Raw genomic sequence first — 14,714 nt, 5'->3', positions numbered from 1 at the left:
GGCCGGCAGGGTTCGTCGGAACGTGGTGCCGTCCGAACGTGGTGAAACCTTCGCGACAGAGCAATGACACGCGAGCCTTGGACAGCCAGGACGATGGCATGACGACACACAGACTCAAGATTCTGACACTCGGCGTCGCGCTCGCGACGCTTTCCCCGATGCTTCACGCCCAGGAGCAGGCCGATGGTGCCGCCTGGGTATCGGACGAACTCACCACCTTTGTGCGCAGCGGTCCGACCGATGGCTACCGGATCATCGGCACCCTCACCGCCGGTGAGCCGGTGACCGTCCTCGAGACCAGCGGCGACTACAGCCGGGTGGAGGACGCCGAGGGCGATATCGTCTGGGTGCTCAGCAGTGAGCTCCAGGACGACCCCAGCGCTCAGAGGCGGTTGCCGGACCTGAAGGCTCGGCTGGAGGCTTTGACCGAGCAACTTGACGGCATCAACGACACCTGGGAGACCCGTACCGCGACGATGACCGATACTCTTCAGATTCGCGAGGCGCGAATCGACGAGCTGGAGGCGCGTAGCCAGGCGCTTGAACAGGAGACCGAGCAGTCACGGGCCACCATCCGGGAACTCCAGGCCCGCCTGGATACCCAGGAGGAGGACTTGCTGATGCGCTACTTCATGTACGGCGGTGGCGTGGCCGGTGCCGGCCTGCTGGTCGGGCTGATCGTGCCCCACCTGCCGAGTCGTCGTCGCAAGCGTGATCGCTGGTTCTGATGATGGCCAGCGATTGGCTGGAGCGCTGGCGTGATGGACGCATCGGGTTCCACCGCGACCGTCCCCATCCTGCGCTGGTCCAGCACTGGCCCGATCTGAAGGTGCCGGCCGGCACCAAAGTGCTGGTGCCGCTTTGCGGCAAGAGCCTGGACATGCGCTGGCTGGCGCACCATGGCCACCCCGTGCTGGGAATCGAACTGGCCGCGCAGGCCATCGAGGAGTTCGTCGCCGAGGGGGCGGAGGGAGTCGCCCGCTATCGCCAGGATGGCTTCGACATCTGTCGCCAGGGCAGCGTGGAGCTCTGGTGCGGCGACTTCTTCCACTTTCATATCGAGCAGGCGGCCGAGATTGGCGCCTTCTATGATCGAGCCGCCCTGATCGCCTTGCCCGAAGCCACTCGCCAGCGCTATGCCTTTCACCTGGCGCAGTTGACTCCCCCCGGTGCCCAGGGGCTGCTGGTGAGCCTGACACGAGACCCGGGCGGCCCGCCGTTCAGCGTATCTGCCGACGAGGTGCGCCAGCTGTTCGAGCCCAACTTCCGGGTCACCCACCTGGGGGATGGCGAGCCGGAACCCAGCGGCTTTCGCGAGAGCGTCTGGGCGCTTCAGCGCCGTGGCCCGCTGACCTCCAGCTGAGCTGAACAGGCTTCAGCGGGCCAGCAGGCGTCCAAGCTCTGGATCGCGGAAGGCGCGGTCCAGCCCGTCGGACAGCAGGTCATTGACCATGCGGGTATTGGCCTCCTTGTCCGGACGGATGGCGTAGCTCTGGGTGCGGCGTGAGGTGTAGGTGCCGGTATAGGTATCGCCGCCGTTGATCGCCTCGGCGATGAGTACCGCCTCGAGCCGCGCCTGGTCGATGAGCGGGCGACTCGCGCCGCGCTCGTAGCCCAGGTGATCAAGTGTCAGCGTCAGGCTGGGCCGCCCCTCGGCGCGAGCGGTGGTCGGGGTGAAGCCCATTTCCCGCACGGCGCGCTCGGCCTCTGACTGGAGCCGTGGGACCAGCTCCCGGGCATTGACGGTGATCACCGCAGTGGACATGGCGCTGCCGGTGCGCGTGCCGATCACCTCGCTGTCGCGGCCATCCACGGCCATCACGCTGACGCCCTGGCCGCTGCCGATCTGGGGGACCGCGGCCGTCCGCCGAGGATCGAGCTGCAGGTAGTGGGGGCTGGAACAGCCGGCCAGCCAGCCGGTGGCGATAAGCAGGGCGCAGGCACCCAGAAAACGTCGACGCTGCATGGTTAGGCTCCCGGTGAGTGGCAGGGTCCCGAGTATAGCGCCCTGGCGTCGGTGCCTGCAGCCGCGACAGGACGGGAAGGTTACCCGCCAGTGTCTGACGGATGGAGAGGCCCGGTCACTATCGGCCGGTTCAGCGGGCTCGCAGGCCATTCGGTGGGAGGTGAGATCCTGCTAGAATGCCGCCTATCCTGCCCATCGACTCCCCACAGGAACCGATCGTTGCCATGACCGACTCCCGACGCGACTTCCAGATAGCGCCATCGATTCTCTCCGCCGATTTCGCCCGCCTGGGCGAGGAGGTGGATGATGTTCTGGCATCCGGTGCGGACATCGTCCATTTCGACGTGATGGACAACCACTTCGTGCCCAACCTCACCATCGGCCCCATGGTCTGCGAGGCATTGCGCAAGCACGGGGTGACCGCGCCCATCGATGCCCACCTGATGGTCAAGCCGGTGGATCGGCTGATCGGTGATTTCATCGATGCCGGGGCCAGCTACATCACCTTCCACCCGGAGGCCTCCGACCATATCGACCGCTCCCTTCAGCTGATCCGTGACGGTGGTTGTCGGGCCGGCCTGGTATTCAACCCGGCCACTCCGCTTTCCTATCTCGACTACGTGATGGACAAGGTCGACATGATCCTGCTGATGAGCGTCAACCCGGGGTTCGGCGGCCAGTCCTTCATTCCCGGCACCCTGGACAAGCTGCGCGAGACGCGTCGTCGCATCGATGCCTCGGGTCACCCGATTCGCCTGGAGGTCGATGGCGGGGTCAAGGTCGACAACATCGCCGAGATCGCGCGAGCCGGTGCTGACACCTTCGTGGCCGGTTCGGCGGTGTTCAAGGCGCGCAACGAGGCCGACCCGCACCGCTACGACGGGGTGATCGGGGACTTCCGTCGGGCCCTGTCCGGCGCCTGAGCCGATGGCGGATACCGACACGCCCGGCTCGGAGGGCGAACGTTCCTGGTACCTCTACCTGATAGAGACCGCCTCGGGCGCCCTCTATACCGGTATCACCACCGACGTCGACCGACGCCTGGCCGAGCATCGTGCCGGCCGCGGCGCCAAGGCGCTGCGTGGCAAGGGGCCGCTGGTACTGGTCCACCGTGAGTGCGTGGGCAGCCAGGGCGAGGCGCTGCGGCTCGAGGCAGCCATCAAGCGCCTTCCCGCCCGGGAAAAGCGCCGTTGGCTAGCGCGGTCGCGGAATTGAGGCGATAGAGGGCGAGCCGCTGCTCGTCAAGTTCCTGGGCAACATCGTCTATGCCCCGTTGCTGGACGTCGTGGCGCCGGCAGCCCTTGCCCGCGTCAGTGCAGCTTCAGTCGCGGCTTGAGGAAGCGGTTGAGCCTATCCACCACGATCATCAGACCGGTCTTGAGGGTGCCGTGGATGGCGCGCTGGTGCATGCGATAGAGCGAGGCGTAGAAGAACTTCGCCAGATGCCCCTCGATGAACAGGCTGCGCGCCGAGGCGCCGCGCATCAAGCTGCCGATCGCATCGAAATGCGCCAGCGAGATGAGCGACCCTCGGTCCCGGTAGACGAAGGGCTTGAGCGGCTTGTCGGCGGTCTGGGCGAGCAGGTTGTGATAGAGCGTGGCGACCTGCTGATGGGCGGCCTGGGCGCGCGGGGGCACCATGCTGCCATCCTTCTGCGGGCAGCTGGCGCAGTCGCCCATGGCAAATACCCGGGGGTCCTCCGTGCTCTGTAGTGTCTCGTGGACCTTGAGGCGGTGATTTTGCTCCGTCGGCAGCCCCAGTTCCGAGAGCAGCGCCGGTGCCTTGATGCCCGCCGCCCAGACGCCGAGATCGATTTCGATGCGTGAATCATCGGCGGTATGGATCGCTGAGGCGTCGACGCTTGTCACGCGGGTCTCGGTATGGATCTTCACCCCCAGGCCCTCCAGTTCTCCTTTCACCGCGAGGCTGATGCGCTCCGGCAGGGCCGGCAGGATCCGCGGGGCGGCTTCGATCAGATGAACATCGAGCCGGTCGCTGTCCAGAGACGCGACTCCGTAGCTTTGCAGCATCCGCGAGGCCTCATGGAGTTCAGCCGCGAGCTCCACGCCCGTGGCCCCGGCACCGACGATGCCCACCGTGATGCGCGCCGGCTGGTCCCGCCCAGGTTCGCTGTGGCGCAGGAAGGTGTTGAGCATGTCCTGGCGGAAGGCCTCGGCCTGGTGGGGGCTGTCGAGGAAGTGGCAATGTTCGCCGACACCAGGCGTATTGAAGTCATTGCTGACGCTGCCCAGCGCCAGCACCAGCTGATCATAGGCCAGCACGCGGGAGGGCAGCACTTCGCTGCCTGCGTCATCGAGCACCGGAGCCAGGGTGAGGGTACGTGCCTCACGGTCGATGCCGCTCAGGGTGCCGCGCTGGAACTGGTAGCTGTGGAGGCTGGAGTGTCCCTGGTAGGAGATCTCGTCCAGTCCCAAATCCATCGCTCCGGTGGCGACCTCATGAAGCAGTGGCTTCCAGATGTGCGTGGAATTTCGGTCGACCAGCACGATCTCGGCTTTCTGGCGCCTGCCGAGCTTGTGGCCCAGCCGCGTGACCAGCTCGAGGCCTCCGGCCCCACCCCCGACGACGACGATTCTTGGCACATTCATGGAACTGCTCCAGTCAGGTAAGGACTCCTAGCATAAGCCTGTGGCAATGTTCTGCCCATCTTCTGTTCGGAATATATGGCCGCCTGACGGTCACGGCGAGTAGCGTCATGCCGCTGTAAACGACATCCGTGCGGTTGCCTTCGACATGGACGGCGCCGCTGGTGCCTCGCCATCAGACGCCTTGCCTTTCTGCAGTCGCAGTTAGGCGCTGTGCCTGGAGGCGCATCTGAAGGGCCTGGAATCGACGGCCAAACGTTCCTGGCTGGCCGAGCGGGGGGCGGCCTAGAATAGTTGATCTGACAACTTGGCGAGCATCAAGCGAGCATCAAGAGAGTGACTTGAATCTGATATTGCCGGTGAATGTGCAGTCGGCACTAACAGGAGTAGACGATCAGGAGAAGATGATCAGGAGATGATAATGAATCATAAGATCCTCGTGGCCGGCCTGGTCGCCGGCACCTTTGCCCTTCCGGCAGTGCACCCCCAGCAGTCCGGTGCCGGCGAAGCCGATGTGCTGGAAAAGCTCGGAAGCTTCCAGAGTACCGGCACCACCGAGTTCACCACCATCGATCAGAACAGCAGCAGCGCCGATGCGATCCGCAAGACCCTGGAGCGAATCTCGCTACCGGACGGGTTCGAGATCGACCTCTACGCGCTGGTACCGGATGCGCGTCATATGGCCGTGGGGGCCCAGGGGGTCACCATCTTCGTGGGCACTCGCAAGATGGAAGTGTGGGTCGTGACCGACCGTGACAAGGACCGCGTCGCCGACGAGGTCAAGAACTTCGCGCCCTCGCTGGCCAAGGCCATCCCCAATGGGCCCTGTTTCTCGCCGGACGGCGTGCTCTATATCGCCGAGCAGAACCGCGTGCTGGCGTATCCGGCGGCGGAGCTCTTCCATGCGAGCCCCGATGTCGTGGCAGAGCCGGTGATCCCCGGCGGGGAGCTGATCCCCGAGGAGTTCGTCAGCTACAATCACGCCGCGCGTGTCTGCGATATCGGCCCCGATAACAAGCTCTATATCTCGCTGGGCCAGCCGTATAACGTGCCGCCCAAGAAGCATCGGGATGTCTTCGCCGAATACGGCATCGGCGGCATCATTCGTCTCAACCGGGATGGTTCGGGGCGTGAGGTCTATACGCGCGGTATCCGCAATTCGGTCGGTCAGGATTTCCACCCGAAGACCGGCAACCTCTGGTTCACCGACAACCAGGTCGATGGCATGGGCGATGACATCCCGCCCGGCGAGATCAATCGCCAGACCGAGAAGGGCCAGAATTTCGGCTTTCCCTGGTTCGGCGGTGGTAGCGTGCGCACCAACGATTACCAGGACGAGGAAGTGCCCGCTGACGTGGTCTTCCCGGTCGTCGAGACCGTCGCCCATGCAGCCGACCTCGGCATGATGTTCTATACCGGCAGCATGTTTCCCGAGCATTATCAGGGGGGAGTCTTCTCGGCCCAGCATGGCTCCTGGAATCGCACGGAACCCATCGGGGCCCGGGTGATGTTCACTCCCGTGGACGCCGAGGGCAACGTGACCGGCGAGACCATTCCCTTTGCCGAGGGCTGGCTCGACGAGAACGGTGAATACCTGGGCCGCCCAGTCGATGTCGCCCAGCTGCATGATGGATCCCTGCTTGTCTCCGACGACCGGGCGGGTGCCATCTACCGGATCGCCTATCAGGCGCCGGCGTCCCAATAGGACGTTACGCGCCGGGGGGCTGCACACCGACGCGGACGCTTTGCAGGAGAGAGCCGGATCTTCATCGAGAGCCAGCAACAGCCCTTGCCGATTTCCTGCCCACCGTGTCTACGGCATAATGGCTGGCCGACTTTCCCGGCGAGAGGCGTCATGCACCCCATCCTGAACGACATCCGACTGGTCGCCTTCGACCTCGACGGTACCCTGGTCGACTCCGTGCCGGACCTCGCCGCGGCGGTGGACGCCGCCCTGGCCGATCTCGGCCTGGCGGCCCGCGGCGAGGCCCGGGTCCGGGACTGGGTGGGCAACGGCTCGCTCCGCCTGATGGCGCGCTCCCTGCAGAGCGCGCTGGACCGAGAGCCCGACGAGGCGCTCCTGGCCCGTGCCCATCAGGGTTTCCTCGCGCATTACGGGCGGGCGCCTAGCGCTCGCACCCGGCTCTACCCCGGTGTGCGCGAGGCCCTGGAAGGGCTGAAGGCACGCGGCATCAGCCTGGCCCTGGTGACCAACAAGCCGAGTGCCTTCATCGCGCCCATCCTCGAGGCCTTCGGCCTGCATGGGCGATTCGCACTCTGCCTGGGGGGCGACAGCCTGGCGAGCAAGAAGCCCGATCCGGCGCCTCTGCTGCATGTGGCGGCCCAGTGCGATGTCCCGCCCTCGGCCTGCCTGATGGTCGGCGATTCCCGTCACGACATCGAGGCCGGGCGCGCCGCAGGCTTCCGGACCCTGGCGGTACCCTATGGCTACAACCACGGCGAGCCGGTAGCGCTGAGCCGCCCGGATGGCACGGTTGAATCGCTGGCGGAACTCGTTTAGGGTGATTTGGTCTGCGCTATAATGAAGCGTAATATCAATAGTTTTTTGTTATAACGGATCTCGCGATCTCCTCCGATGGACACCCGCATGACGCTGGATGCCTTTTCCCGCCGCCACACGGCCCGCCCCTTCCCGCACCCTGGCATGGCCGGCGATTGGCGATGGTGACGCTCGCCTGACCGGGCACCCGCTGCGGGTCGCCCCTCGATTCACCAGTGTCTTTCTCTCCACCGCGAGGACCCGGGCATGATGACCCCCGACCGCTTTCATGAGCTGGCCGAGGCTGGCTACAACCGCATTCCGGTCACCCGCGAGGTGCTGGCCGACCTAGATACGCCGCTTTCCACCTACCTCAAGCTGGCCGACGAGCCCTGGACCTTCCTGCTCGAGTCCGTTCAGGGCGGCGAGAAGTGGGGTCGCTACTCGATCATCGGCCTGCCGTGCCGAGAACGCATCGAGGTGCGCGGCTTCACCGTCAGCCATATCGTCGACGGCGAGCAGCAGGGAGCCGGGGAGGTGAAGGATCCTCTCGAGTGGATCGAGCGCTTCCAGGCCCGCTTCCGGGTCCCTCGCCTCGACGACCAGCCGCGCTTCGATGGTGGCCTGGTGGGTTATTTCGGCTACGACACCATCCGCTACATCGAGCCCCGCCTGCGCGGCCCCCATGTCGAGGCCAAACCCGATCCGATTGGCGTGCCAGACATCCTGTTGATGGTCTGCAACGACCTGGTGGTGTTCGACAACCTCTCTGGCAGGCTGACCCTCTGGACCCATGCCGACCCGGCCGAGGAGGCGGCCTACGATCGGGCCGTGGACCTCCTTGAGCGCCTCGAGATACGCCTGCGCAGCGCTACCCTCAATACCATCAGCCCGGGAACGGGACGGGATGCGGTGCAGGAGGGAGACTTCACCTCGGGCTTCACCGAGGAGGGCTTCAAGGCGGCGGTGGGGAAGATCAAGGAGTATGTGCTGGCCGGCGACGTCATGCAGTGCGTGCCCTCCCAGCGGATGTCGATTCCCTATCGGGCAGCGCCGCTGGACCTCTATCGCGCGCTGCGCAGCCTCAATCCCTCGCCCTACATGTTCTTCCTGAATCTGGGTGATCACCAGGTGGCCGGCTCCTCGCCGGAGATCCTCACCCGCCTTGAGGATGGCGAGGTCACCGTGCGACCCATCGCCGGGACCCGAGTCCGCGGCAAGACGGAGGCGGAGGATCGCGAGCTGGAGGCCGACCTGTTGAATGACCCCAAGGAGGTCGCCGAGCACTTGATGCTGATCGATCTGGGCCGCAACGACGTGGGACGCATCAGCGAGACCGGCTCGGTCAAGGTGACCGACCAGATGGCGGTGGAGCGCTACTCCCATGTAATGCACATCGTCTCCAACGTCACCGGGCGTCTAAAGCCGGGCCTGTCCGCCATGGACGTGCTGCGCGCCACCTTTCCGGCCGGCACGCTCTCCGGGGCGCCGAAGATCCGCGCCATGGAGATCATCGACGAGCTGGAGCCGGTCAAGCGTGGCGTCTACTCCGGTGCCGTGGGCTACCTCTCCTGGCACGGCAACATGGACACCGCCATCGCCATCCGCACCGCGGTGATCAAGGATGGCCAGCTGCACATCCAGGCCGGCGCCGGCATCGTCGCCGACTCGGTGCCGGAGATGGAGTGGCAGGAGACCCTCAACAAGGGCCGTGCCCTGTTCCGTGCCGTGGCCATGGCCGAGCGTGGCCTGGACAACCTCGAGTGATCCCTGATTCCTGTCGTCCGGCCATGGCTGGACGAATGCCGGAGAGCCAGCCATGTCCGTGCTGATGATCGATAACTACGACAGCTTCACCTTCAACGTGGTCCAGTATCTCGGAGAGCTGGGCGCCGAGGTGGACACCTACCGCAACGATGCCATCACCCTGGAGGAGATCGAGGCCCTTGCGCCGAGCCACCTGGTGATCTCCCCGGGCCCCTGTACCCCCGATGAGGCCGGTATCTCCATGGCGGCCATCCGCCGCTTCGCTGGCCGTATCCCGGTGCTCGGTATCTGCCTGGGCCACCAGGCCATCGGCCAGGTCTATGGTGGCCGGGTCGTGCGGGCCCCCCAGGTGATGCACGGCAAGACCTCCTGGGTCCGCCATCTGGACAAGGGCGTCTTCGAGGGCCTCGAGGACCCGCTGGAGGTGACGCGCTATCATTCGCTGGTGGTGGATCGCGACGGCCTGCCGGACTGCCTGGAGATCACCGCCTGGTGCGACGATGACGACGTCACCCCTGGGCTGATCATGGGGCTGCGCCACCGCGAAGTGGATGTCGAGGGCGTGCAGTTCCACCCCGAGTCGATCCTCACCCGCCAGGGCCATGAGCTCTTGGCCAACTTTCTAGAGCGTCGTCCTTCAGCGCCGCTGGGCCGTGCCTGATTCGAGGAGAACCATGATGCAGATGCGAGAGGCCATCGGGGCGGTGATGCGCCGCGAGAACCTGAGCTTCGACGAGACCCATGCCGTGATGCGCCAGATCATGACCGGTGAAGCCAGCGAGCCGCAGATCGCCGCCTTCCTGATGGGCATGGCGATGAAGGGCGAGACCGCCGAGGAGATCAGCGCCGCCGCCCAGGTGATGCGAGAGCTGATGACACCCGTGCGGGTTCAGGCCGATAACGTGGTGGACATCGTCGGCACCGGCGGCGACGGCGCGAACCTGTTCAACGTCTCCACGGCGGCGAGCTTCGTGGTAGCCGCCGGGGGCGCGCACGTCGCCAAGCACGGCAACCGGGGCGTCTCGTCGTCCTCCGGCAGTGCCGATCTCTTCGCCGTGGCGGGCATCAACCTGGACCTGGACGCCGCCCAGGTGGGCCGCTGCATCGAGCAGGTGGGCGTGGGCTTCATGTTCGCGCCCAACCACCATCCGGCGATGCGCTACGCCGTGGCGCCGCGTCGTGAGATGGGGGTCCGCACCCTGTTCAACATCCTGGGGCCGCTGACCAACCCAGCGGGGGCGCCCAACCAGGTGCTGGGGGTCTATGCCCCCGAGCTGGTCCCGCTGATGGCCGACGTGCTGAGGCGCCTGGGCAGCGACCACGTGCTGGTGGTGCATGCCGAGGACGGCCTGGACGAGATCTCGCTGGCGCAACCGACCCTGGTCGCCGAGCTCAAGGACGGCGACGTTCGCGAGTACACCATCAGCCCCGAGCAGTTCGGCATCGAGCGTCAGTCGCTGGACCCGCTGCGCGTCAAGACCGCCGAAGACAGCCTGCGGCTGGTCGAACAGTCGCTGGTGGGCGAGGGACCCGCCGCCGACATCGTCGCGCTCAATGCCGGGGCGGCGCTCTACGCCGCCGGTGTAGCCGATACCCTCGAGGAGGGTGTGGCCATGGCTCAGGATGCCCAGGCCTCGAAGCTGCCGCTGGAGAAGCTCCGCGAGCTGGCCAACTTCACCCGCGTGTTCACCCAGTGAGGCCCGACATGACCGATGCCCGTGCCCTGCCCACCATCCTGGAGCGTATCCTGGCCCGCAAGGAGGAAGAGGTGACCGAGCGGTCGCGTGCCGTCTCCGAGCAGGCGCTGCTGCGCCTGGCTGCTGAGCAGGACCCGCCGCGGGGCTTCGTCGCCGCCCTTGACCGCTGCATTCGGGCCGGTGACCCCGGGGTGATCGCCGAGATCAAGAAGGCCTCGCCCTCCAAGGGCGTGATGCGCGAGGACTTCCGGCCGGGCGAGATTGCCGCGAGCTATGCCGAGGGCGGCGCCGCCTGCCTCTCGGTACTGACCGATGCCGACTTCTTCCAGGGGCATGAGGACTTCCTGATCGAGGCCCGCGAGGCCTGCAGCCTGCCTGTGATCCGCAAGGACTTCATCACCCATGGCTACCAGGTGAGCGAGGCGCGCGCTATCGGTGCCGACTGCATCCTGCTGATCGTCGCCGCCCTGGACGATGCCCGGATGGCGGATTTGCATCGCCAGGCCGTCGAGCTCGGCATGGACGTGCTGGTGGAGGTCCATGACGCCCACGAGCTGGAGCGGGCGCTCAAGCTCGACCTCGCCCTCGTGGGCATCAACAATCGCGACCTGCATACCTTTGATACCCGACTCGAGACGACCCTGGAGCTGCTGCCGCGGATTCCTGCGGGCGTCATGGTGGTCACCGAATCCGGTATCCACACTAGGGACGACGTGCTGCGCATGCGCGAGCACGACGTCAACGCCTTCCTGGTGGGCGAGGTCTTCATGCGCGAGTCCGAGCCCGGCGAGGCGCTGCGGCGGCTGTTCTTCTGATCGCTCGTCCTTTGCAAGAAACAGCGGGCAGCCCCAGGGCTGCCCGCTGTCGTTTCCGGCCATCGTCCAGCACCCGGGAGACGGCTGCACCGCGTTCTTCAACCGGCGCGGCGCAGGGTCTCGAGCAGGGCCTGCAGCGGATGTGGCAGGCTCTGTTCAGAGAAGCGCTTTACCTGGCTGCGGCAGGAGTAGCCGGTGGCGAGTAGCTTGCGGGCGTTGGCACCGTCCTCGACCAGCGGCTGCCACGACTGGGCGTAGATGGTTCTGGAGGTCTCGAGGTTGCGTGCTTCGTGGCCATAGGTACCGGACATGCCGCAGCAGCCGGTATTGACCAGCTCGAGCTCAAGGCCGAAGGCGGAGAACAGCTGCTGCCAGGCCTTGGGGCTGCCCGCAGCGTTGGTCTTCTCGGTGCAGTGGGAGAGCAACCGGAAGCCGGGATCCTCGGCCTTGAGCCCCTGGGGAGCGGGGCGGCGCGCCAGGGTGGATGACTGGGTCACCAGCCATTCCTGCAGCATCAGCACCTCGGGCACGGCATTCGGGCCCAGCGCCTTCACGTACTCCTGACGGTAGGTGAGGGTCATGGCGGGGTCGATGCCCACCAGCGGCACGCCGAAGTCGGCCAGTGTGCTCAGGCGACGAGCCTGCTTGCCCGCGGTCCGCGCGAACGCCCCCTGGAAGCCCTGGACGTCCAGCGGTTTGCCGTTGGGCGCGAAGGGCGCCACGAAGACCCGCACGTCCAGCCGCGAGAGTAGCTCGACGATGTCCATGACGAGCCGCGCCTCGAAGTGGCTGGTGAAGGCGTCCTGGACGAGTACCACGCTGCTCGCCTTCTGGGCCTCGGTGAGCAGGCCGAGCGAGGTCGGCGTGGCCTGGGCCACGCCCCAGGCGGCGAGCTGCTTCTTGAGGCTCGCCCGTGAGAGCCTGGGGCTGTCCACCAGGCCGATCGGGCCGGCCAGCAGCCGGTCGACCAGGCGGTTGCCAAGGGCGGCGTTGTAGAGCGGTGCGACGCGGGAAAGCGCGGGCAGCAGGAACTCCATGCCGCCGACCAGATAGTCTCGCGCGGGGCGCAGGTAGCGGCCGTGGTAGGCCTCGAGGAAGCGCGAGCGGGAGTCCGGCACGTTGACCTTCACCGGGCACTGGCCGGCGCAGGACTTGCAGGCGAGGCACCCGGCCATGGCGTCGTAGACCTGATGGGAGAAGTCGGCCTCCCGGTCCCGGCGCCAGGTGTTGAGGGCGCGGCGGGGGAAGCGCTTGGCGAATCCCCAGGCGCCCTCGGCCCGTTGCCGGCGGGACTCCTCGACCAGATCGATGCCGGCCTCGCCCTGCAGGCGCAGCCACTCGCGGATCAGGCCAGCGCGACCCTTGGGCGAGTGGACGCGGTCGCGGGTGGCCTTCCAGGAGGGGCACATGGCGTCGTTGGGGTCGTAGTTGTAGCAGGCGCCGTTGCCGTTGCAGTAGACGGTGGCGGCGTGGGACTGCCATACCCGCTCGTCGATGGTGCGGTCGAGCTGGCCGCGGGTGGGTACCCCGTCGATGGCCAGCAGGCCGGGATCGACCCACTTCACCGTCTGCTCTTCGTCGGCGTCTGCCGGAGGAACGTCCGCCTTTTCCGCGGTGTCGGGGGGGGTAGACAGAGGCGTGGCGATCTTGCCGGGATTGAGCTGGTTGTGGGGGTCGAAGGCCGCCTTGACCCGCTGCAGGCTGGGGTAGAGCTCGCCGAAGAAGGCCGGCGAGTACTCCGAGCGCACGCCCTTGCCGTGCTCGCCCCAGAGCAGGCCACCATAGCGCCGGGTGAGCTCGACGACCTCGTCGGAGACCTCGCGGATCAGCCGTTCCTGCTCTGGGTCCTTCATGTCGATGGCCGGCCGCACGTGGAGCACACCGGCATCCACATGGCCGAACATGCCGTACGAGAGGCCTCGGGCGTCGAGGGCGGCGCGGAACTCAGCGATGAAGTCCGCCAGGTGCTCGGGGGGCACCGCGGTGTCCTCGACGAAGGGGATCGGGCGCTTCTCGCCTTTTTCATCGACCCTGGCGTTGCCTAGGAGTCCCACGGCGCGCTTACGCATCCCATAGACCCGCTGGATCGGCTCGCGGCCCTCGGCCAGTGTGTAGCCGAGCCGCTCGACGGTGGCATCCTGCTTCAGGTGGCGGCAGAAGGCCTCGACCCGCTCGGCCAGGCGCTCGGGGTCGTCGTCATTGAACTCGATGAGGTTGATGCCGCGCACCGGGGTGTCGCCGGCAGGGAAGAACTCGGCGACGCTGTCCCAGACGAAGTCCTCCATGGCGAGCAAAAGCACGGTGTCGTCCACCGTCTCGATGGAGGTGGGGTGCACCTGCGGCTGAGCGTGCGAAGCGTCGCCGCTTCCCATCAGGGCCTTGGCGTCGCGCAGGGCCTCCATGAAGCCCGCATAGCGCACGTTGACCAGGGTCGAATGCGCCGGGATCGGCAGCACGTTGAGCACCGCCTCGTCGAGCAGGCCGAGCGAGCCCTCCGAGCCGCACAGCAGGCTGTTAAGGTCGAGTCGACCCTGATCGTCTCGCAGGTGCGCCAGGTCGTAGCCGGTCAGGCAGCGGTTGAGCGGCGGGAAGGTGGCGTCGATCAGCGCGCGCTGGGTATCGATGATTTCCCGTGCGGTGCGATAGGCCGTGCCGGTGACGTCGTCGCTCTCGCAGAGCGGAGTGAGCTCGTCGTCTGCCAGGGGGCGGCTGATCAGGCGTTCGCCGCCGAGCAGCACGGTCTCGAGCTCGAACACGTGGTCGCGGGTCTTGCCGTACTCGCAGCTGCCCTGGCCGCTGGCGTCGGTCGAGATCATGCCGCCGATGGTGGCGCGGTTGGAGGTGGAAAGATCCGGCGCGAAGAAGAGCCCGTGCGGCTTCAGTGCGGCGTTGAGCTGATCCTTGACCACCCCGGCCTGGACGCGCACCCGGCGCTTCTCGACGTCGATGTCGAGGATGGCGTTCATGTGCCGCGAGACGTCCACCACCAGTCCGTCGGTGAGCGACTGGCCGTTGGTGCCCGTACCGCCGCCGCGCGGCGTCAGTACTACCCGACGGTGCTCCTCGCGACCGGCCAGACGGGCGATGCGCTCGAGATCGGCGCCATGCCTCGGGCTGAGCACGGCCTGGGGCAGGCGCTGGTAGATGGAGTTGTCGGTGGCGAGCACCGTGCGGGTGGCGTGTTCCGGGGTGATCTCGCCCTCGAAACCGTCGGTCTGGAGGTCCTCCAGGAAGCGCAGGTAGTGGGCGTCGAGGCCCGGCATGGTGCTGGCGTCAGCGGTGTCCAAGCGTGCGATCATGGTGTCTTTTTCAATGGTCGTGCCGGCGCGACATGGCCGGGCGGAGAAGAGGGGATGCGCCTAC

Annotated in this window: 13 protein-coding genes; 10 read left to right on the top strand and 3 right to left on the bottom strand. The window is 66.6% G+C overall.

Annotated elements, in window-relative coordinates:
* Window positions 1-158: 158 nt before the first annotated feature.
* Both ABE960_RS00130 and ABE960_RS00125 read left to right on the top strand, forming a co-directional pair.
* Window positions 159-728 carry a TIGR04211 family SH3 domain-containing protein gene (locus tag ABE960_RS00130; RefSeq protein WP_349760777.1) on the top strand — a complete coding sequence of 190 codons (570 nt, stop codon included), beginning with the start codon at window positions 159-161 and terminating at the stop codon, window positions 726-728.
* A gap of 2 nt (window positions 729-730) precedes the next feature.
* Complete coding sequence (locus ABE960_RS00125) at window positions 731-1,363, top strand: class I SAM-dependent methyltransferase (protein WP_349760192.1); 633 nt, start codon at window positions 731-733, stop codon at window positions 1,361-1,363.
* Between the two features lie 12 nt (window positions 1,364-1,375).
* Here the strand turns inward: ABE960_RS00125 and ABE960_RS00120 are convergent, their stop codons facing one another.
* Window positions 1,376-1,966 (bottom strand): YajG family lipoprotein, encoded by a 591-nt coding sequence (locus ABE960_RS00120; protein ID WP_349760191.1) that lies wholly within the window; start codon window positions 1,964-1,966, stop codon window positions 1,376-1,378.
* A 224-nt stretch (window positions 1,967-2,190) separates the two neighbouring features.
* Here ABE960_RS00120 and rpe point away from each other — a divergent pair, with 224 nt between their 5' ends.
* Together rpe and ABE960_RS00110 are read left to right on the top strand one after the other, a co-directional pair.
* Window positions 2,191-2,889: a ribulose-phosphate 3-epimerase gene (gene rpe / locus ABE960_RS00115; protein ID WP_349760190.1), complete on the top strand. Its 699-nt coding sequence runs from the start codon at window positions 2,191-2,193 to the stop codon at window positions 2,887-2,889.
* Between the two features lie 4 nt (window positions 2,890-2,893).
* Complete coding sequence (locus tag ABE960_RS00110; RefSeq protein ID WP_349760189.1) at window positions 2,894-3,181, top strand: GIY-YIG nuclease family protein; 288 nt, start codon at window positions 2,894-2,896, stop codon at window positions 3,179-3,181.
* Between the two features lie 95 nt (window positions 3,182-3,276).
* On the opposite strand, the gene ABE960_RS00105 is transcribed toward ABE960_RS00110, so the two are convergent.
* Complete coding sequence (locus tag ABE960_RS00105) at window positions 3,277-4,575, bottom strand: NAD(P)/FAD-dependent oxidoreductase (protein ID WP_349760188.1); 1,299 nt, start codon at window positions 4,573-4,575, stop codon at window positions 3,277-3,279.
* Window positions 4,576-4,993: 418 nt separating this feature from the next.
* On the opposite strand from ABE960_RS00105, the gene ABE960_RS00100 reads away from it, so the two are divergent.
* The 6 genes from ABE960_RS00100 (at window position 4,994) to trpC (ending at window position 11,351) form a co-directional block, all read left to right on the top strand.
* On the top strand, window positions 4,994-6,277 hold the full coding sequence (locus ABE960_RS00100) for a PQQ-dependent sugar dehydrogenase (RefSeq protein WP_349760187.1): 1,284 nt from the start codon (window positions 4,994-4,996) through the stop codon (window positions 6,275-6,277).
* A gap of 150 nt (window positions 6,278-6,427) precedes the next feature.
* On the top strand, window positions 6,428-7,093 hold the full coding sequence (locus ABE960_RS00095; RefSeq protein ID WP_349760186.1) for a phosphoglycolate phosphatase: 666 nt from the start codon (window positions 6,428-6,430) through the stop codon (window positions 7,091-7,093).
* Between the two features lie 249 nt (window positions 7,094-7,342).
* Complete coding sequence (trpE, locus tag ABE960_RS00090) at window positions 7,343-8,839, top strand: anthranilate synthase component I (RefSeq protein WP_349760776.1); 1,497 nt, start codon at window positions 7,343-7,345, stop codon at window positions 8,837-8,839.
* Between the two features lie 52 nt (window positions 8,840-8,891).
* Window positions 8,892-9,500, top strand: a complete 609-nt coding sequence (locus ABE960_RS00085; protein ID WP_349760185.1) for an anthranilate synthase component II — start codon at window positions 8,892-8,894, stop codon at window positions 9,498-9,500.
* Window positions 9,501-9,516: 16 nt separating this feature from the next.
* A complete protein-coding gene (gene trpD, locus ABE960_RS00080; protein WP_349760775.1) occupies window positions 9,517-10,536 on the top strand; it encodes an anthranilate phosphoribosyltransferase in 1,020 nt (339 codons plus the stop codon).
* Between the two features lie 8 nt (window positions 10,537-10,544).
* Window positions 10,545-11,351, top strand: coding sequence for an indole-3-glycerol phosphate synthase TrpC (trpC, locus tag ABE960_RS00075; RefSeq protein ID WP_349760184.1), 807 nt, complete (start codon window positions 10,545-10,547; stop codon window positions 11,349-11,351).
* A 98-nt stretch (window positions 11,352-11,449) separates the two neighbouring features.
* Here trpC and ydiJ read toward each other — a convergent pair whose 3' ends face one another.
* Window positions 11,450-14,650 (bottom strand): D-2-hydroxyglutarate dehydrogenase YdiJ, encoded by a 3,201-nt coding sequence (gene ydiJ / locus ABE960_RS00070; protein WP_349760183.1) that lies wholly within the window; start codon window positions 14,648-14,650, stop codon window positions 11,450-11,452.
* Between the last annotated feature and the right edge of the window lie 64 nt (window positions 14,651-14,714).

It is taken from the genome of Halomonas aquatica (genome assembly GCF_040196335.1).
Classification (GTDB): Bacteria; Pseudomonadota; Gammaproteobacteria; order Pseudomonadales; family Halomonadaceae; genus Halomonas; species Halomonas aquatica.
This window is presented reverse-complemented; position numbering and strand designations above follow the sequence as displayed.